This window comes from Enterobacter roggenkampii (genome assembly GCF_001729805.1).
Taxonomy (GTDB): domain Bacteria; phylum Pseudomonadota; class Gammaproteobacteria; order Enterobacterales; family Enterobacteriaceae; genus Enterobacter; species Enterobacter roggenkampii.
In genome coordinates this window covers 1,776,789-1,794,688 of sequence record NZ_CP017184.1, presented here as the reverse complement: position 1 = coordinate 1,794,688, position 17,900 = coordinate 1,776,789, and the positions used below count along the sequence as shown (strand labels likewise).

At 54.5% G+C, this 17,900-nt stretch carries 18 protein-coding genes; 13 read left to right on the top strand and 5 right to left on the bottom strand.

What is annotated here, in order from left to right:
- Positions 1-232: 232 nt before the first annotated feature.
- On the top strand, positions 233-1,732 hold the full coding sequence (locus BFV67_RS08365) for an EAL domain-containing protein (protein ID WP_069598134.1): 1,500 nt from the start codon (positions 233-235) through the stop codon (positions 1,730-1,732).
- A gap of 290 nt (positions 1,733-2,022) precedes the next feature.
- Here BFV67_RS08365 and BFV67_RS08360 read toward each other — a convergent pair whose 3' ends face one another.
- The 3 genes from BFV67_RS08360 to icd all read right to left on the bottom strand — a co-directional run bounded on the left by BFV67_RS08360 (position 2,023) and on the right by icd (position 4,018).
- Positions 2,023-2,268 carry a DUF2543 family protein gene (locus BFV67_RS08360; RefSeq protein WP_039023796.1) on the bottom strand — a complete coding sequence of 82 codons (246 nt, stop codon included), beginning with the start codon at positions 2,266-2,268 and terminating at the stop codon, positions 2,023-2,025.
- 74 nt (positions 2,269-2,342) lie between these two features.
- Positions 2,343-2,690, bottom strand: coding sequence for a DUF1304 domain-containing protein (locus BFV67_RS08355; RefSeq protein WP_047748259.1), 348 nt, complete (start codon positions 2,688-2,690; stop codon positions 2,343-2,345).
- Between the two features lie 77 nt (positions 2,691-2,767).
- Positions 2,768-4,018 carry an NADP-dependent isocitrate dehydrogenase gene (gene icd / locus BFV67_RS08350; RefSeq protein ID WP_023292761.1) on the bottom strand — a complete coding sequence of 417 codons (1,251 nt, stop codon included), beginning with the start codon at positions 4,016-4,018 and terminating at the stop codon, positions 2,768-2,770.
- Between the two features lie 117 nt (positions 4,019-4,135).
- On the opposite strand from icd, the gene rluE reads away from it, so the two are divergent.
- The 8 genes from rluE (at position 4,136) to BFV67_RS08310 (ending at position 11,945) form a co-directional block, all read left to right on the top strand.
- Entirely contained in the window at positions 4,136-4,789 is a 654-nt protein-coding gene (gene rluE, locus BFV67_RS08345; protein ID WP_069598133.1) for a 23S rRNA pseudouridine(2457) synthase RluE, read from the top strand.
- A gap of 9 nt (positions 4,790-4,798) precedes the next feature.
- Positions 4,799-5,272, top strand: coding sequence for an NUDIX hydrolase (locus BFV67_RS08340; protein ID WP_032651463.1), 474 nt, complete (start codon positions 4,799-4,801; stop codon positions 5,270-5,272).
- Positions 5,273-5,312: 40 nt separating this feature from the next.
- On the top strand, positions 5,313-6,425 hold the full coding sequence (gene mnmA / locus BFV67_RS08335; RefSeq protein ID WP_025911759.1) for a tRNA 2-thiouridine(34) synthase MnmA: 1,113 nt from the start codon (positions 5,313-5,315) through the stop codon (positions 6,423-6,425).
- A 28-nt stretch (positions 6,426-6,453) separates the two neighbouring features.
- The gene (gene hflD / locus BFV67_RS08330) at positions 6,454-7,083 is read left to right on the top strand and encodes a high frequency lysogenization protein HflD (protein WP_008500756.1); all 630 of its coding nucleotides are present in this window, start codon (positions 6,454-6,456) and stop codon (positions 7,081-7,083) included.
- A 19-nt stretch (positions 7,084-7,102) separates the two neighbouring features.
- Positions 7,103-8,473: an adenylosuccinate lyase gene (purB, locus tag BFV67_RS08325; protein WP_008500757.1), complete on the top strand. Its 1,371-nt coding sequence runs from the start codon at positions 7,103-7,105 to the stop codon at positions 8,471-8,473.
- 123 nt (positions 8,474-8,596) lie between these two features.
- Entirely contained in the window at positions 8,597-9,268 is a 672-nt protein-coding gene (gene phoP, locus BFV67_RS08320) for a two-component system response regulator PhoP (protein ID WP_025911763.1), read from the top strand.
- Positions 9,269-10,732, top strand: a complete 1,464-nt coding sequence (gene phoQ, locus BFV67_RS08315) for a two-component system sensor histidine kinase PhoQ (RefSeq protein WP_008500759.1) — start codon at positions 9,269-9,271, stop codon at positions 10,730-10,732.
- A gap of 91 nt (positions 10,733-10,823) precedes the next feature.
- Positions 10,824-11,945 (top strand): ribosomal protein uL16 3-hydroxylase, encoded by a 1,122-nt coding sequence (locus BFV67_RS08310; RefSeq protein WP_025911765.1) that lies wholly within the window; start codon positions 10,824-10,826, stop codon positions 11,943-11,945.
- A gap of 87 nt (positions 11,946-12,032) precedes the next feature.
- Here BFV67_RS08310 and BFV67_RS08305 read toward each other — a convergent pair whose 3' ends face one another.
- Both BFV67_RS08305 and pepT read right to left on the bottom strand, forming a co-directional pair.
- Positions 12,033-12,524, bottom strand: coding sequence for an REP-associated tyrosine transposase (locus BFV67_RS08305; protein ID WP_069598132.1), 492 nt, complete (start codon positions 12,522-12,524; stop codon positions 12,033-12,035).
- A 95-nt stretch (positions 12,525-12,619) separates the two neighbouring features.
- On the bottom strand, positions 12,620-13,843 hold the full coding sequence (gene pepT, locus BFV67_RS08300) for a peptidase T (RefSeq protein WP_021241029.1): 1,224 nt from the start codon (positions 13,841-13,843) through the stop codon (positions 12,620-12,622).
- Between the two features lie 237 nt (positions 13,844-14,080).
- Between pepT and potA the strand changes: the two genes are divergently transcribed.
- From potA to potD, 4 genes are read left to right on the top strand one after another with little or no spacing between them, the layout of a single operon-like run.
- Positions 14,081-15,229 (top strand): spermidine/putrescine ABC transporter ATP-binding protein PotA, encoded by a 1,149-nt coding sequence (gene potA, locus BFV67_RS08290; protein WP_175441128.1) that lies wholly within the window; start codon positions 14,081-14,083, stop codon positions 15,227-15,229.
- Positions 15,213-16,070, top strand: a complete 858-nt coding sequence (gene potB / locus BFV67_RS08285; RefSeq protein ID WP_023292769.1) for a spermidine/putrescine ABC transporter permease PotB — start codon at positions 15,213-15,215, stop codon at positions 16,068-16,070. The genes potA and potB overlap by 17 nt, the downstream gene beginning before the upstream one ends.
- Positions 16,067-16,858, top strand: coding sequence for a spermidine/putrescine ABC transporter permease PotC (potC, locus tag BFV67_RS08280; RefSeq protein WP_008500765.1), 792 nt, complete (start codon positions 16,067-16,069; stop codon positions 16,856-16,858). Before potB ends, potC begins: the two co-directional genes overlap by 4 nt.
- On the top strand, positions 16,855-17,889 hold the full coding sequence (potD, locus tag BFV67_RS08275) for a spermidine/putrescine ABC transporter substrate-binding protein PotD (RefSeq protein ID WP_069598131.1): 1,035 nt from the start codon (positions 16,855-16,857) through the stop codon (positions 17,887-17,889). Before potC ends, potD begins: the two co-directional genes overlap by 4 nt.
- The last annotated feature ends 11 nt before the right edge of the window (positions 17,890-17,900 follow it).

Below are 17,900 nucleotides of genomic sequence, written 5' to 3'. Positions count from 1 at the left end.
TTTTCCTTAATAGAATAAACAAGCATGAAGGATCTGAAAGAAGAACCCGTGGTTTACCTGACGTTGCCGATCGCAATGAAAATAGCTTAGCTGAGAATTGTCTTAAAAAACTGATGCTTTCGTATGAGTTCACCCGCCCGGATTTGCTCACCCGGCGTGACTATCAGGCTTGTGCCTTGCCCAGGCTGTGTTAAGATTTATGAATTCAGGGAGCGGACAGGATAACCGGAAAATGAAAAAGCGCATTGCCGTTGCGATCGTTTCAACGCTTCTGGTCATCCTGTCTCTTTATGCGGTCAATGCGGTTATCCTTGGTCAGCAAAAAACCAAACAGCTTGAAATATCCCGGACCCTTTTACATTATTCCGAAGACCTGTCCCAAAACGTGGCGCTGGGCCTTAAAAGCATAACGACGCAGGGCTGTGATAAAACCAGCCTTGATAGCTACAGACAAATAAAGCTTAACAACCTCTATTTCGGCGATATCGGTTTTATTGAAAAAGGAAAAATTATCTGTACTGCTTTTTGGGGTAAACTCGCGACGCCCGTTCCACTTCCTGCGGAACTGCATAAAACGCCGAGAGGTTTTCTCCTCGCGCAGTTTTCAAGAAAAGACTTTTTCACGGGCAATGCGGCCATTTATAATAATATTATTATCTTCACTTCCCGCTATGCTTACGATAAATTCACCCCGGTTACCGCAAGCTATTCTCTGAGTGCCACCACAAAGGACTTTGGCCGGATCTTTTTTTCGGCTGCCCCCGACCTGCGAGCGCGGAGCTGGCTGCACTCCACGTTGTTCACCCTGACCATTACACAGTGCAGCGCCGTGTGGGATTTATGCGTGATTGTAAAACATCACGATGCGGGACTGGCCTCGTTACCCCCGTTTATCTTGACGCTTCTCGCGATCATTCTCTACTTTATCTGGGTCGCTATAACGTTATTTGTCTTCCGTATCCATGAAGACCGTTTTTCGCTGGAACGTACGCTGATCAAAGCCGTGATAACGAATACCTTCAGCGTTAATTATCAGCCCATTATTCGCATTCGCGATCAAAAAATCGTGGGCGTGGAAGTTTTGTCGCGGTGGCGCGATCAAAAACACGGAGACGTCTCGCCGGAGCTGTTTATCCCATTAATTAAGAAAATCGGGCTGTATAAAAGATATTATGGCAATGTTATCGGTAAATCGCTCTCAGAAATTGCCCCGCTGGCAATTAAGCATCAGCTGATCGTTTCAATCAACGTTGGGCGGAAAGAAATTGAAGACGGACAGTTTATTAACATTTTGCGTCGCGAGTGCTTAGTCAACAACCTTCCCCTTTCCCTGATGAAGGTCGAGCTTTCTGAGAAAGCCGTTTCCGCGGCGGATATCCTTGAGGGATTCTGCCAGGAACTAAAATCGCTTGGCGTTAAAATTTCAATCGATGATTTCGGCGTGCAAAATTCAAATCTGGCCCGGCTGTCGCAGCTTGAATATGATGAAATCAAAATTGACAAATCGCTGGTGGATGGCATCAGCGAAGATTATAAGCAAAACATCTTTGTTATCTTCAGCGATGCCCTCGCGAAGTTGAATAAAACCGTTGTTTTCGAGGGCGTGGAAAATGAAACTCAGTATCGCTTTATTGCGAACAGATATCCCGACGCGCTGATCCAGGGATGGTATTTTTCAAAAGCACTCACCCGGAGCGAGCTGGCGAAGCGACTCACCGGCGTCGCCCCCTAACATGAAGCCTGTCCTGCTCGTTTTTTTACACTCGGACGTTTCCATTTTTTCCGCCAAAACATATAGTCGTCATATTCAGACGGTAGATTACCCTGAAGCACACTCTTATTTTGGTTAAAAACGTGAAATTATCCTTAGTTTTTCCAGCGGTACTCTTTTTTCTGATCGTTATTTTCGCGCTGCTTGTCGATAAACCCGCTTCGCCTATTCTGCGGAAAAAATGCATGTGGTCCGATAGCGTGATGCTGAGCTGTATCGCAAAGCATCAGCATAACGGTTTTTGAGGCAGGCTATTCATTTCCCCACTGATTGAGGAAGTTCGCAACATCATCAATGCGACCCGCACGGATCCCGGCTTCTGTGGCCATCTCCTGCTGGGCTTCCTCGCTAATCTCCTCATTATTCGCTAAGCGGGTGAGCAGCAGCTGGAAATAGTGTGCCAGCGCGTCGCGCTCTGATTCCGCGACTTGCTCTGAAGCCTCCGTCGCGTACTCATCGGCAATATCATAATATTTCAGGGGGATATCGTTGTGCATAACAGTCTCGTCTCTGGTCAATAAAGGTAACGTCATGAGTATATCGGACGCATTATCTCAACCAAAGCATTGCTTCAGATGAGTAACGCAAGCAGCGCAGCGAGCGCGGGAATGGCCTGCACGTACAAAATTTTACGGCTGGCGGTGGCTGCGCCAAAAAGTCCGGCAATCAATACGCAGATCAGGAAGAAGATGGCCACCTGAATCCCGTTTTCGCCGAGCCAGAGGCTCCACAGCAGGCCCGCCGCCAGGAACCCGTTATACAGCCCCTGATTCGCCGCCAGCACGCGGGTGTCGCGTGCAAAATCAGGACGCAGATTAAAGGCCTTGTGCCCTGTTTTGGTATTCCACAGGAACATTTCCAGCACAAGAATGTAGAGATGAATAAGTGCAACGACAGTGATAAGGACAGTGGCTAACATCGGGTTGTCTCCCGCGGGCAGAGGCAAAAAAAACGGGAACCCTCAGGCCCCCGCTCTTGGTTAACCCAGAATCTGGATTACATGTTCGCGATAATCGCATCGCCAAACTCTGAACATTTCAGCAGCTTAGCGCCTTCCATCAGACGTTCGAAGTCATAGGTGACGGTTTTCGCGTTGATTGCGCCTTCCATACCTTTAACGATCAGGTCTGCGGCTTCGAACCATTCCATATGACGCAGCATCATCTCTGCGGACAGGATGATAGAGCCCGGGTTCACTTTGTCCTGGCCTGCGTATTTTGGTGCAGTACCGTGGGTAGCTTCGAACAGGGCGCACTCGTCACCGATGTTCGCGCCAGGGGCGATACCGATACCGCCAACCTGAGCTGCCAGGGCGTCAGAGATATAGTCACCGTTCAGGTTCATACAGGCAATCACGTCGTATTCCGCAGGACGCAGCAGGATCTGCTGCAGGAACGCATCGGCGATCACATCTTTAATGACGATCTCTTTGCCGGTGTTCGGGTTTTTGATCTTCTGCCATGGGCCGCCGTCGATCAGCTCACCGCCGAACTCTTCTTTCGCCAACTGGTAGCCCCAGTCTTTGAACGCGCCTTCGGTGAACTTCATGATGTTGCCTTTGTGAACCAGGGTCACAGAGTCACGGTCGTTGGTGATCGCATATTCGATGGCCGCGCGCACCAGACGCTTGGTCCCTTCTTCGGAGCACGGCTTAATGCCGATACCGCAATGCTCAGGGAAGCGAATTTTCTTCACACCCATCTCTTCGCGCAGGAATTTAATCACTTTCTCTGCATCAGCAGAGTCCGCTTTCCATTCGATACCCGCGTAGATGTCTTCTGAGTTTTCGCGGAAGATGACCATGTCGGTCAGTTCTGGGTGCTTAACCGGGCTTGGGGTGCCCTGATAGTAACGAACCGGACGCAGACAGACGTACAGGTCCAGCTCCTGACGCAGTGCCACGTTCAGGGAACGGATACCGCCGCCAACTGGCGTCGTCAGTGGGCCTTTGATAGCAACGCGGTAGTCGCGGATCAGGTCCAGCGTTTCGGCTGGCAGCCAGACGTCCTGGCCATAAACTTGCGTCGATTTCTCACCGGTGTAAATTTCCATCCAGGAAATTTTACGCTCGCCTTTGTAGGCTTTCTCAACAGCGGCATCAACCACTTTCAGCATTGCCGGGGTAACGTCTACACCGATACCATCACCTTCGATGAATGGAATGATCGGATTGTGAGGAACGTTAATCTTGCCGTTTTGCAGGGTGATCTTTTTACCTTCCGCCGGAACAACTACTTTGCTTTCCATTAACCTCTCCTTCGAGCGCTTCTGGTTGTTACTGATCTTATGTTAATAAATTGTAATGAGCCCTTCGATAGTACCTGATTGTCCGACGCCATGAAAGGTCTTCGTTATTAGGCTATAATGCGGCAATTGATAACGCCTGAAAATACCATGAAGAAAACTTCTTTTACAAAACACCGGGTTGAGCGATTCAGCTCGCGACAAGCCGCCAGACGACCGCAAGAAACCCAGCCAAAGCGGGTGATTCTGTTCAATAAACCCTACGATGTTTTGCCGCAGTTCACCGATGAAGCCGGACGCAGTACGCTTAAGGACTACATCCCTGTTCAGGGGGTCTACGCGGCCGGGCGTCTGGACCGCGACAGCGAAGGCCTGCTGGTCTTGACCAACGACGGCGCGCTGCAGGCGAAGCTCACGCAGCCGGGGAAACGCACCGGCAAAATTTACTTCGTCCAGGTAGAAGGCGAGCCGGATGACGAGACGCTGGAAAAATTGCGCAAAGGCGTCACGCTCAACGACGGTCCCACGCTGCCGGCAGGTATTGAACGCGTGAATGAACCGGAGTGGCTGTGGCCGCGTAACCCGCCTATCCGCGAACGCAAATCCATTCCGACAAGCTGGCTTAAAATCACCCTTTATGAAGGCCGCAACCGCCAGGTTCGGCGCATGACCGCACACGTCGGCTTCCCCACCCTGCGCCTGATTCGTTATGCCATGGGTAACTACACCCTGGAAACGCTGGCAAACGGTGAATGGCGGGACGTTATCTCTTAAGGAGTCACTATGTTTAAACCTCATGTCACGGTAGCCTGCGTGGTCCACGCCCGGGGGAAATTCCTTGTTGTCGAAGAGAGCATTAACGGCAAAGCGCTGTGGAACCAGCCTGCCGGGCACCTTGAAGCCAATGAGACCCTCCTGCAGGCGGCAAAACGCGAGCTGTGGGAAGAGACCGGTATTCACGCCGAACCCCAGCACTTCATCCGTATGCACCAGTGGATTGCGCCCGACAGCACACCGTTCCTGCGTTTTTTATTTGCCGTTGAGCTTAGCGAAACGTGCGCCACTGAACCGCAGGATAACGATATCGATCGCTGCCTGTGGGTCACCGCCGACGAGATCCTGAACGCGCCAAACCTGCGCTCGCCGCTGGTTGCGGAAAGCATTCGCTGCTGGCAGTCAGGCGCACGCCTGCCGCTGGATGTCATCGGCGCATTTAACTGGCCGTTTACAGAGGGTGCCAATGGTGGGGGGGCGTGATAGAATACGCCGCCTTGAAGTTCAATGTCGTGAGTATTCCATGTCAGATAACAGCCAGAAAAAAGTGATCGTCGGCATGTCCGGCGGTGTCGATTCCTCCGTTTCCGCCTACCTGTTACAGCAACAGGGCTATAAGGTGGAGGGCCTGTTCATGAAGAACTGGGAGGAAGATGACGGCGAGGAATACTGCACTGCCGCAGCGGATCTCGCTGATGCGCAGGCCGTGTGCGATAAGCTCGGCATTGAACTGCACACCGTTAACTTTGCCGCAGAATACTGGGACAACGTTTTTGAACTCTTCCTCGAAGAGTACAAAGCGGGCCGTACGCCGAACCCGGATATTCTGTGCAACAAAGAGATCAAATTTAAGGCCTTCCTGGAATTCGCCGCGGAAGATCTGGGCGCAGACTACATTGCGACCGGTCACTACGTGCGTCGCGCTGACGTGAATGGCAAAAGCCAGCTGCTGCGCGGTCTGGACGGCAACAAAGATCAAAGCTACTTCCTCTATACGCTGAGCCACGAGCAAATCGCCCAGAGCCTGTTCCCGGTTGGCGAGCTGGAAAAGCCTCAGGTGCGTAAAATCGCCGAAGAGCTGGACCTGATCACTGCGAAGAAAAAAGACTCTACGGGTATCTGCTTCATCGGCGAGCGCAAATTCCGCGATTTCCTCGGACGTTACCTGCCCGCACAGCCGGGTAAAATTGTCACCGTCGACGGGGAAGAGATCGGCCAGCATCAGGGGCTGATGTACCACACCTTAGGCCAGCGTAAAGGCCTGGGTATCGGCGGGACGAAAGAAGGTAGCGAAGATCCGTGGTACGTGGTCGACAAAGACGTCGAAAACAATGTTCTGGTTGTTGCTCAGGGCCATGACCATCCGCGTCTGATGTCCGTTGGCCTGATCGCGCAGCAGCTGCACTGGGTCGATCGTGAGCCGCTGAAGGGCACGCTGCGCTGCACGGTGAAAACACGCTACCGTCAGACCGATATTCCTTGCACCGTTACCGCGCTTGATGACGACCGTATTGACGTGCGCTTCGACGAGCCGGTCGCCGCCGTCACCCCGGGTCAGTCCGCTGTCTTCTACAGCGGCGAAATCTGCCTGGGCGGCGGGATCATTGAACAGCGCCTGCCGCTGCCCGCTGTTTAACAGCGTTTGCACACATAAAGGAGACCGTGTGGCGAAGAACTATTATGACATCACCCTGGCGCTGGCGGGAATTTGCCAGTCAGCCCGTCTGGTGCAACAGCTGGCGCATCAGGGTCATTGCGACGCTGATGCCCTGCACGTTTCACTCAATAGCGTTATCGACCTCAACCCCGGTTCGACCCTGGGCGTGTTCGGTGGCAGTGAAACCAATCTTCGTCTCGGTCTTGAAACCCTGCTTGGCGTGCTTAACGCCAGCAGCCGTCAGGGGTTAAACGCAGAGCTGACCCGCTACACGTTGAGCCTGATGGTGCTGGAGCGTAAGCTGAGCGCAGCAAAAGGCGCGCTTAATACCCTGGGCGATCGCATTGCCGGGCTACAGCGTCAGCTTGACCATTTTGACCTGCAGTCCGACACGCTGCTGAGCGCCATGGCCGGCATTTATGTTGACGTCATCAGCCCGCTGGGCCCACGGATTCAGGTCACCGGCTCCCCTGCCGTGCTGCAAAGCCCGCAGGTACAGGCAAAAGTACGCGCCTCCCTGCTGGCAGGGATCCGTGCCGCCGTACTGTGGCACCAGGTTGGCGGTGGCCGCCTGCAGTTAATGTTTTCTCGTAATCGCCTGACCACTCAGGCAAAACAAATTCTTGCTCATTGTTAACCTCCCGGAGTTGCGAATTATGGAATTATCCTCACTGACCGCCGTATCCCCTGTCGATGGACGCTACGGCGATAAAGTCAGCGCGCTGCGCGGGATCTTCAGCGAATATGGTTTGCTGAAGTTCCGTGTTCAGGTTGAAGTACGCTGGCTGCAAAAGCTGGCCGCCCAGGCAGCAATCAAGGAAGTTCCTGCTTTTGACGAAAAGGCAAACGATTACCTTGATAAAATCGTTGCCGAGTTTAGCGAACAAGACGCCGCGCGCATTAAAACCATTGAGCGCACCACCAACCACGACGTGAAGGCGGTTGAGTACTTCCTGAAGGAGAAAGTGGAAAGCGTTCCTGCGCTGCACGCCGTGTCTGAGTTCATTCACTTCGCCTGTACGTCTGAAGACATCAACAACCTCTCTCATGCGCTGATGCTCTCCACCGCGCGCAAAGAGGTGGTGCTGCCTTACTGGCGTAAAATCATCGACGCGGTGAAAGCGCTGTCCGTGGAATACCGCGACATTCCGCTGCTCTCCCGTACCCACGGACAGCCAGCCACCCCATCCACGATGGGTAAAGAGATGGCGAACGTCGCGTACCGTATGGAGCGCCAGTACCGTCAGCTGGAACAGGTTGAAATTCTGGGCAAAATCAACGGCGCGGTCGGTAACTATAACGCCCACATCGCCGCGTATCCGGAAGTGGACTGGCACCAGTTCAGCGAAGAGTTCGTGACCTCGCTGGGCATTCAGTGGAACCCGTACACCACCCAGATTGAGCCGCACGACTATATTGCGGAGCTGTTTGACTGCATCGCGCGCTTTAACACCATCCTGATCGACTTCGATCGTGACGTGTGGGGCTACATCGCCCTGAACCACTTCAAGCAGAAAACCATCGCCGGTGAAATCGGCTCTTCCACCATGCCGCACAAAGTGAACCCGATCGACTTCGAAAACTCCGAAGGTAACCTGGGTCTGGCGAACGCCGTGCTGCAGCATATGGCGAGCAAACTGCCGGTATCCCGCTGGCAGCGCGACCTGACCGACTCCACCGTACTGCGTAACCTGGGCGTGGGCATCGGCTACGCGCTGATCGCGTATCAGTCCACGCTGAAAGGCGTGAGCAAGCTGGAAGTGAACCGCGATCGTCTGCTGGACGAACTGGATCACAACTGGGAAGTGCTGGCGGAGCCGATTCAGACCGTGATGCGTCGTTACGGCATCGAAAAACCGTACGAGAAGCTGAAAGAGCTGACCCGCGGCAAACGCGTTGATGCCGAAGGTATGAAGCAGTTTATCGACGGCCTGGCGCTGCCGGAAGAAGAGAAAACCCGCCTGAAGGCGATGACTCCGGCGAACTACATTGGCCGCGCCATCACCATGGTTGACGAGCTGAAGTAATCTCCTCTCCCCCCTTTCCGCCCGGAAAGGGGGTTGCTTTTCCCCGGTTTACTCAATGTTTATCCCCACAGCAACATAATCAGCGTTAAACTATTCATACTATTTATTCTGGGAGAAAAGATGATGCGCGTACTGGTTGTTGAGGATAACGCATTGCTACGCCATCACCTGAAGGTTCAGCTTCAGGAGATGGGACATCAGGTGGACGATGCTGAAGATGCAAAAGAAGCCGATTATTATCTCAATGAACACCTGCCGGATATCGCCATTGTCGATTTAGGGTTGCCTGACGAAGACGGCCTGTCGTTGATTCGTCGCTGGCGCAGCCACGATGTTTCCCTGCCGGTTCTGGTGCTGACCGCTCGTGAAGGCTGGCAGGATAAGGTTGAAGTGCTCAGCGCGGGGGCAGATGATTACGTCACTAAGCCGTTCCATATTGAAGAGGTGGCGGCCCGCATGCAGGCGCTGCTCCGTCGCAACAGCGGGCTGGCGTCGCAGGTTATTTCCATCCCGCCTTTCCAGGTCGATCTCTCCCGCCGCGAGCTCTCAATTAACGATGAAGTCATCAAGCTGACCGCATTCGAATATACGATTATGGAAACGCTGATCCGCAACAGCGGCAAGGTGGTGAGTAAAGATTCTTTAATGCTTCAGCTCTACCCTGACGCTGAACTGCGCGAGAGCCATACCATTGACGTGCTGATGGGACGACTGCGTAAGAAAATTCAGGCCCAGTACCCGCAGGATGTGATTACCACCGTCCGCGGTCAGGGCTACCTGTTTGAATTACGCTAAATGAGACGGATTTTGCGTCATCTTCTGCCCCTCTCACTGCGGGTTCGTTTTTTACTGGCAACGGCTGCGGTGGTGCTGGTGCTGTCGCTCTCCTACGGCATGGTCGCCCTGGTGGGGTACAGCGTCAGCTTCGATAAAACGACCTTTCGTCTCTTACGCGGCGAAAGCAATCTGTTTTATACCCTGGCGAAATGGGAAGATAACCGAATCACCGTCGAAATGCCGGAAAATCTTAATCAGCAAAGCCCCACCCTGGCCCTGATTTACAACGAAAAGGGGAAGCTGCTGTGGGCGCAGCGCGATATTCCGTGGCTGGTCAAAAGCATTCGTCCGGAGTGGCTTAAAACCAACGGGTTTCACGAAATTGAAGCCGATCTCAACACCACCAGCTCGCTGATCCGTGAAGATCGTTCCCTGCAGCAAAAGCTGAACGAGATCCGCGCCGACGACGCCGAAACGGAGATGACGCACTCCGTTGCGATTAACCTTTATCCGGCGACGCTAAACATGCCGCAGCTGACCATCGTGGTGATCGACACCATTCCGGTCGAGCTGAAGCGTTCTTATATGGTCTGGAGCTGGTTCATCTACGTTCTGGCGGCAAATCTGCTGCTGGTGATCCCGCTGCTGTGGATAGCGGCGTGGTGGAGCCTGCGCCCCATTGAATCACTGGCGAAAGAGGTTCGCGAGCTGGAAGAACATCATCGCGAAAAGCTTAATCCGGAAACCACCCGCGAGCTCACCAGCCTGGTGCGTAACCTCAACCGCCTGCTGAAAAGTGAACGCGAACGCTATGATAAATACCGTACGACGCTTACCGATCTGACCCACAGCCTGAAAACCCCGCTCGCGGTGATGCAAAGCACCCTGCGTTCCATGCGCAGTTCGAAGCTGAGCGTCGACGATGCCGAGCCGGTGATGCTGGAGCAGATCAGCCGTATTTCTCAGCAAATTGGCTATTACCTCCACCGCGCCAGCATGCGTTCCGGCAGCGCCCTGCTGAGCCGCGAGCTGCATCCGGTCGCCCCGCTTCTGGATAACCTCACGTCCGCCCTCAACAAGGTGTATCAGCGTAAAGGGGTGAATATCAGCCTCGATATCTCGCCAGAGATAAGCTTTGTGGGTGAAAAAAATGACTTCATGGAAGTGATGGGCAACCTGCTGGATAACGCCTGCAAATACTGTCTGGAGTTCGTGGAAGTGTCGGCGCGCCAGACGGATAACGAACTGCATATCATCGTGGAGGATGATGGCCCGGGGATCCCGCGCAATAAACGTGATGTGGTGTTCGATCGCGGTCAACGCGCCGATACGCTACGTCCTGGCCAGGGCGTTGGATTAGCCGTCGCCCGGGAGATTGTCGACCAGTACGACGGGAAAATCGAAACCAGCGAAAGTTTGCTGGGCGGCGCGCGAATGGAGGTCATTTTTGGTCGCCAGCAGCCCACATCGAACGATAGTTAACCCGTTATGTGAAAAATGCGAGGATCTCGCAGCCGGGGGGCTGAGCTTCCGTTATAATCCGAGTCAGTAAGAGCCTGCGGAATAAAAAAATATGGATTATCACTTAACGCTTAACTGGCCCGAGTTTATTGAACGTTACTGGCAAAAACGCCCGGTCGTTCTGAAACGCGGGTTCAGCAATTTTGTCGACCCTATCTCGCCTGACGAGCTGGCCGGTCTGGCCATGGAAAACGAAGTCGACAGCCGCCTGGTCAGCCACCAGGACGGGAAATGGCAGGTTAGCCACGGTCCTTTCGAAAGCTACGATCACCTCGGTGAAAACAACTGGTCGCTGCTGGTACAGGCTGTCAACCACTGGCATGAGCCGACGGCCGCCTTAATGCGTCCGTTCCGCGCCCTGCCCGACTGGCGCATGGACGATCTGATGATCTCCTTCTCCGTGCCGGGCGGCGGCGTAGGCCCGCATCTGGACCAGTACGATGTGTTCATCATTCAGGGTACGGGCCGCCGCCGCTGGCGCGTGGGCGAAAAAGTGCCGATGAAGCAGCACTGCCCGCATCCGGACCTGCTTCAGGTTGATCCCTTTGAAGGGATTATCGACGAAGAGCTGGAGCCGGGTGATATTCTCTACATCCCGCCGGGATTCCCTCATGAAGGCTACTCCCTGGAGAACTCCCTCAACTACTCCGTCGGGTTCCGCGCGCCAAGCGGCCGCGAGATGATCAGCGGATTTGCCGACTATGTTCTGCAGCGCGAGCTGGGCAGCTATCGTTACAGCGATCCCGACGTGCCTGCGCGTGAGCACCCGGCAGACATCCTGCCTGCGGAGCTGGATAAGCTGCGCGGCATGATGCTGGATCTGATCAACGAGCCGGAACATTTCCGTCAGTGGTTTGGCGAGTTTATTAGCCAGTCCCGCCACGAGCTGGACGTTGCACCACCGGAGCCGCCTTATCAGGCGGACGAGATTTACGATGCGCTTCAGCAAGGCGACAAGCTGACGCGCCTGGGCGGGTTGCGCGTGCTGCGCATTGGTGAGGACGTGTTCGTCAACGGCGAGAAGCTGGACTCTCCGCACCGACCGGCGCTGGAAGCCATAGCCAGCCATCTGGTGCTGACTGCAGATACCTTTGGCGATGCGCTGGAAGACCCGTCCTTCCTCGCGATGCTGGCCGCGCTGGTCAACAGCGGGTACTGGTTCTTTGAGGACTGAGTCGTGATATTTGCCGGGTGGCGGCTTCGCCTTACCCGGCCTACATTCGGATCGTAGGCCCGGTAAGCGTAGCGCCACCGGGCGTTTTTATCGCCGCTCCCCCGCGGCAAAATCCTCAATCTCTCCTGCCCAATCCACCGGATACAACCCTTCAGCCACGTCCCGATGAAACGTTGAATACGGCCAGTCGCTGACTTTACCCACATAGCCATGCTTCAGCGGATTGATATAAATGTAATCCACATGCCGCCGGTAGTCCTCTTCGTTGCGGATGGTGTGCTCCCAGAATCGTGGCTGCCAGATATAGCGCATGTCGATGCTGCGGCTGAATGTCTTTTTGATATCCCGCCAGCGGGCGGAAAAATCACTGTCCCCGTCCGGTAGGGTCCAGATACAGTGCATATGTTCAGGCAAAATAACCCACGCGTTGATGGTGAAGGGCTTCGCACGCTTAACCGTTGAGGTGGCGGAACGGAGGTTATCGATATGGCGGGTAAGCAAATCGCTCTGACGGTTTTGCAGGTTAACGGTGAAAAACCAGGTGCCACCGGGGACGTAATGGCGACGGTAGTTTGACATGGGCACTCCTTGCCTCATTGCCGGGTGGCGGCTTTGCCTTACCCGGCCTACATTCGGATCGTAGGCCCGGTAAGCGCAGCGCCACCGGGCATTTTTTAGCGTTTAGCGGTCAACTCAGCTATCCGCACTATCACCTTCACTGCCTTTTCCATCCCTTCCAGCGTCACAAACTCATGTTTACCGTGGTAGTTATAGCCACCGGTAAACAGGTTCGGGCACGGTAGTCCCATAAACGACAGCTGAGAACCGTCGGTACCGCCGCGAATCGGTTTTAATATCGGTTCAATATCGCAGTCGCGCATCGCCTGCTGGGCGATATCGAGAATATGCGGATGCGCCATCACCTTCTCGCGCATATTGTAATAGCTGTCTTCGATGATGAGCTCGATATAGCAGTCAGGATGCAGGCCCTTGCCCACCTTCTTGGCGATCTCCATCATCTTACGCTTGCGCGCCTCAAAGGCTTTACGGTCAAAATCGCGGATGATGTAGTGCATCTGCGCGCTGTCCACGGTGCCTTTGATGCTGGTCAGGTGATAGAAACCTTCATACCCTTCGGTCTGTTCGGGGCTCTCTTCCGCCGGGACTTCTGCATGAATACGCGACGCCAGCGACAGCGCGTTGACCATGACGCCTTTGGCAGAGCCTGGGTGGACGTTGTTGCCGACAATTTTGATCGTGACTGACGCGGCATTGAAGTTTTCATACTCCAGCTCACCGACGCCGCCACCGTCGACGGTGTAGGCCCACTGGGCGTTAAAGGCGTCCACGTCGAAGTGCTTCGCGCCCTTGCCGACCTCTTCATCCGGCGTAAAGGCCACGCGGATATCACCGTGCGGAATATCGTTGCCCTTCAGCACCGCCAGCGCCGTCATGATCTCCGCGATGCCCGCTTTGTCATCCGCCCCCAGCAGCGTTTTACCATCGGTGGTGATCAGCGTCTGACCGAGCAGCTGGTGCAGCACCGGGAACATCACGGGCGAGAGCACTTCGTCGCCAATGCCCAGCGCAATGTCGCCGCCGCGGTAGTTTTCAACAATCTGCGGGTTCACATGTTTACCGCTAAAATCCGGAGAGGTGTCGACATGGGAGATAAAGCCAATCGCCGGGATATCCCCGTCGACATTCGCCGGCAGCGTTCCCATCACAGTGCCTTTCTCGCTTAACGTGACGTTGACCAGCCCCATGGCGTCAAGCTGCTCTTTAAGCAGGTTTAATAGCTTCCACTGGCCTTCGGTGCTCGGCACCTGGCGAACACCCGGCTTAGATTGGGTATCCAGCGAAACGTACTGTAAAAAACGCTCAAGTAATTTATCCATGCAGTCACCCTCACTTTTTGTGACAACATTATCAATAAGCATCAAAACGCAAATATTGCGTCAGGTCACTTTTATCCCGCAAACGAGAATATTTTCCGTTTATATCGTTGTGCGTTAGTAAATGTAGCTTATGAATCAGTGACAAGGATTGGCGATTGCGGGGGATTGCCGTAGAATGTCCGCCCTCATTACGAGTCACCAAGGTGGTTACACACAAACCCCGCTTCAGTCTGCCGCCTGAGGCGTCTATATGGGACAGCGCAAAAATTGAATACACAATCCCGTTCACGTTCACCGCTGGTGCAACTGGAACGAATTCGTAAAAGTTTTGATGGCAAAGACGTCATTTCCGACCTCACTCTCACCATCAATGACGGTGAGTTTCTGACGCTGCTTGGCCCCTCCGGCTGCGGCAAAACCACCGTACTGCGCCTTATCGCCGGGCTGGAGAGCGTCGATAACGGCCATATCCATCTTGAAAACCAGGACATCACCCAGGTTCCCGCCGAAGACCGCCACGTCAACACTGTCTTTCAGAGCTATGCCCTCTTCCCGCACATGACCGTGTTTGAAAACGTGGCGTTTGGCCTGCGGATGCAAAAAACCCCGGCGAATGAAATCGAACCGCGCGTCACCGAAGCCCTGCGCATGGTACAGCTTGAGACGTTCGCCCAGCGAAAACCGCATCAGCTTTCCGGCGGCCAGCAGCAGCGCGTGGCCATCGCCCGCGCCGTGGTCAACAAGCCGCGTCTGCTCCTGCTGGATGAATCCCTCTCCGCGCTGGATTACAAGCTGCGCAAGCAGATGCAGAACGAGCTTAAAGCCCTGCAGCGCAAGCTCGGCATTACCTTTGTCTTCGTCACCCACGACCAGGAAGAAGCCCTGACCATGTCCGACCGCATCGTGGTGATGCGCGACGGCAAAATCGAGCAGGACGGCACGCCGCGTGAAATCTACGAAGAGCCGAAAAATCTGTTTGTCGCCAGCTTCATTGGTGAGATCAATATCTTCGACGCCACGGTGATTGAGCGCCTGGACGACCAGCGCGTTCGCGCGTGCGTCGAAGGACGCGAGTGCGTCATCACGGTGAATTTCCCCGTCGAAAAGGGACAAAAGCTCAACGTTCTGCTGCGCCCGGAAGATCTGCGCGTCGATGAAATTCACGGCAATACCGAGGCCGAAGGGTTAATCGGCTATATCCGCGAGCGCAACTACAAAGGGATGACGCTGGAGTCTGTCGTCGAGCTGGAGAACGGCAAAATGGTGATGGTCAGCGAGTTCTTTAACGAGGACGACCCGGACTTCGACCACTCTCTCGACCAGAAAATGGTTATCAACTGGGTAGAAAGCTGGGAGGTTGTACTGGCTGATGAAGAACACAAGTAAGTTCCAGAATGTGGTGATTGCCACGATCGTCGGTTGGCTTGTGTTGTTTGTCTTTTTACCCAACCTGATGATCATCGCCACCAGCTTCCTGACCCGTGACGACGCAAACTTCGTTTCGCTGGTTTTTACGCTGGACAACTACGCGCGCCTGCTCGATCCGCTCTATTTTGACGTGCTGCTGCATTCGCTCAATATGGCGCTGATTGCCACCATTGCCTGCCTGGTGCTGGGTTATCCGTTCGCATGGTTCCTCGCGGGTCTGCCGCAAAAGGTGCGTCCGCTGCTGTTGTTTCTGCTGATTGTGCCGTTCTGGACCAACTCGCTGATTCGCATCTACGGGCTGAAAATCTTCCTCAGCACCAAAGGCTACCTCAATGAATTTCTGCTGTGGCTGGGGGTGATTGATACGCCGATCCGCATCATGTTTACCCCGAGCGCGGTGATTGTGGGTCTGGTCTATATCCTGCTGCCGTTTATGGTGATGCCGCTCTACTCCAGCATTGAGAAGCTGGATAAACCGCTGCTGGAGGCGGCAAAAGATCTGGGTGCCAGCAAGTTTCAGACCTTTATCCGCATTATCATTCCGCTGACCATGCCCGGCATTATCGCGGGCTGTCTGCTGGTCATGCTTCCGGCCATGGGTCTGTTCTACGTTTCGGACCTGATGGGTGGCGCGAAAAACCTGCTGATTGGGAATGTGATCAAGAGCCAGTTCCTCAACATTCGCGACTGGCCGTTCGGCTCCGCCACCAGCATTACGTTGACGGTGGTGATGGGTCTGATGCTGCTGGTTTACTGGCGCGCCTCACGGCTGCTGAACAAGAAGGTGGAACTCGAATGATCGGTCGACTGCTTCGCGGCGGTTTTATGACCGCCATTTACGCTTACCTGTATATCCCGATCATTATTTTGATCGTGAACTCGTTTAACAGCTCGCGCTTTGGGATTAACTGGCAGGGCTTTACCACCGACTGGTACAGCCTGCTGATGAACAACGACAGCCTGCTGCAGGCCGCGCAGCACTCGCTGACGATGGCGATCTTCTCCGCCACCTTCGCCACGCTGATTGGATCCCTGACCGCCGTGGCGCTCTACCGCTATCGCTTTCGCGGTAAGCCGTTCGTCAGCGGCATGCTGTTTGTGGTGATGATGTCGCCGGATATCGTGATGGCGATTTCGCTGCTGGTGCTGTTTATGCTGCTGGGCGTACAGCTTGGCTTCTGGTCGCTGCTGTTTTCCCATATCACCTTCTGCCTGCCGTTTGTGGTGGTGACCGTCTTTGCGCGCCTGAAAGGGTTCGACGTGCGCATGCTGGAGGCGGCGAAAGATCTGGGTGCCAGCGAAATGACCATCCTGCGCAAAATCATCCTGCCGCTGGCGATGCCCGCCGTGGCGGCCGGATGGCTGCTGAGCTTTACCCTGTCGATGGATGACGTGGTGGTCTCCTCCTTCGTGACCGGGCCGAGCTATGAAATTCTGCCGTTGAAAATTTATTCGATGGTGAAAGTCGGCGTTTCACCTGAGGTGAACGCGCTGGCGACCATTCTGCTGGTGTTTTCGCTGGTTCTGGTGATCGCCAGCCAGGTTATTGCTCGTGATAAAACAAAATCTCAGGGGACAATGAAATGAAAAAAATGCTCGCCGCTGCGGCGCTGGTGCTTGGTATGGGTGCCGCACACGCTGATGACAGCAAAACGCTCTACTTCTACAACTGGACCGAGTACGTGCCGCCGGGCCTGCTGGAGCAGTTCACCAAGGAGACGGGCATCAAGGTGATCTACTCGACCTACGAGTCGAATGAAACCATGTACGCCAAGCTCAAAACCTACAAAGATGGCGCGTACGATCTGGTGGTTCCGTCCACCTATTTTGTCGACAAAATGCGCAAAGAGGGCATGATCCAGAAGATCGACAAAACGAAGCTAACCCATTTTTCAAACCTCGATCCTGAGATGCTCAACAAGCCGTTTGACCCAAATAACGACTACTCCATTCCGTATATCTGGGGGGCAACCGCGATTGGCGTTAACAGCGAGGCCGTCGATCCGAAATCGGTGACAAGCTGGGCCGATCTGTGGAAACCGCAATACAAAGGCAGCCTGCTGTTGACCGACGACGCGCGCGAAGTCTTCCAGGTGGCGCTGCGCAAGCTTGGCTACTCTGGCAACACGACGGATCCTAAAGAGATTGAAGCGGCATATGCCGAGCTGAAAAAGCTGATGCCTAACGTGGCGGCATTCAACTCTGATAACCCTGCAAACCCGTATATGGAAGGCGAAGTAAACCTGGGGATGGTGTGGAACGGCTCCGCGTATGTGGCCCGCCAGGCCGGTACGCCGCTTGAGGTAGTCTGGCCAAAAGAAGGCGGGATCTTCTGGATGGACAGCCTCTCCATTCCGGCTAACGCGAAAAATGTGGATGGGGCGCTGAAGCTGATTAACTTCCTGCTGCGCCCGGATGTGGCGAAACAGGTTGCCGAGACGATTGGCTACCCGACGCCAAACCTGGCCGCACGCAAGCTGCTGAAGCCTGAAGTGGCTAACGATAAGTCGCTCTACCCGGATGCGGAAATCATCAGCAAAGGTGAGTGGCAGAACGATGTCGGCGACGCCAGCCGCCTCTATGAAGAGTATTACCAGAAGTTAAAAGCGGGCCGCTAACCGGTATCGCG

What these genes read in the sequence shown, in the direction of transcription:
- BFV67_RS08365 (WP_069598134.1), top strand. Translation starts at nt 233, where the DNA reads ATGAAAAAGCGCATTGCCGTTGCGATCGTTTCAACGCTTCTGGTCATC.
- BFV67_RS08360 (WP_039023796.1), bottom strand. Translation starts at nt 2,268, where the DNA reads ATGCACAACGATATCCCCCTGAAATATTATGATATTGCCGATGAGTAC.
- BFV67_RS08355 (WP_047748259.1), bottom strand. Translation starts at nt 2,690, where the DNA reads ATGTTAGCCACTGTCCTTATCACTGTCGTTGCACTTATTCATCTCTAC.
- icd (WP_023292761.1), bottom strand. Translation starts at nt 4,018, where the DNA reads ATGGAAAGCAAAGTAGTTGTTCCGGCGGAAGGTAAAAAGATCACCCTG.
- rluE (WP_069598133.1), top strand. Translation starts at nt 4,136, where the DNA reads ATGCGGCAATTGATAACGCCTGAAAATACCATGAAGAAAACTTCTTTT.
- BFV67_RS08340 (WP_032651463.1), top strand. Translation starts at nt 4,799, where the DNA reads ATGTTTAAACCTCATGTCACGGTAGCCTGCGTGGTCCACGCCCGGGGG.
- mnmA (WP_025911759.1), top strand. Translation starts at nt 5,313, where the DNA reads ATGTCAGATAACAGCCAGAAAAAAGTGATCGTCGGCATGTCCGGCGGT.
- purB (WP_008500757.1), top strand. Translation starts at nt 7,103, where the DNA reads ATGGAATTATCCTCACTGACCGCCGTATCCCCTGTCGATGGACGCTAC.
- phoP (WP_025911763.1), top strand. Translation starts at nt 8,597, where the DNA reads ATGCGCGTACTGGTTGTTGAGGATAACGCATTGCTACGCCATCACCTG.
- phoQ (WP_008500759.1), top strand. Translation starts at nt 9,269, where the DNA reads ATGAGACGGATTTTGCGTCATCTTCTGCCCCTCTCACTGCGGGTTCGT.
- BFV67_RS08310 (WP_025911765.1), top strand. Translation starts at nt 10,824, where the DNA reads ATGGATTATCACTTAACGCTTAACTGGCCCGAGTTTATTGAACGTTAC.
- BFV67_RS08305 (WP_069598132.1), bottom strand. Translation starts at nt 12,524, where the DNA reads ATGTCAAACTACCGTCGCCATTACGTCCCCGGTGGCACCTGGTTTTTC.
- pepT (WP_021241029.1), bottom strand. Translation starts at nt 13,843, where the DNA reads ATGGATAAATTACTTGAGCGTTTTTTACAGTACGTTTCGCTGGATACC.
- potB (WP_023292769.1), top strand. Translation starts at nt 15,213, where the DNA reads ATGAAGAACACAAGTAAGTTCCAGAATGTGGTGATTGCCACGATCGTC.
- potC (WP_008500765.1), top strand. Translation starts at nt 16,067, where the DNA reads ATGATCGGTCGACTGCTTCGCGGCGGTTTTATGACCGCCATTTACGCT.
- potD (WP_069598131.1), top strand. Translation starts at nt 16,855, where the DNA reads ATGAAAAAAATGCTCGCCGCTGCGGCGCTGGTGCTTGGTATGGGTGCC.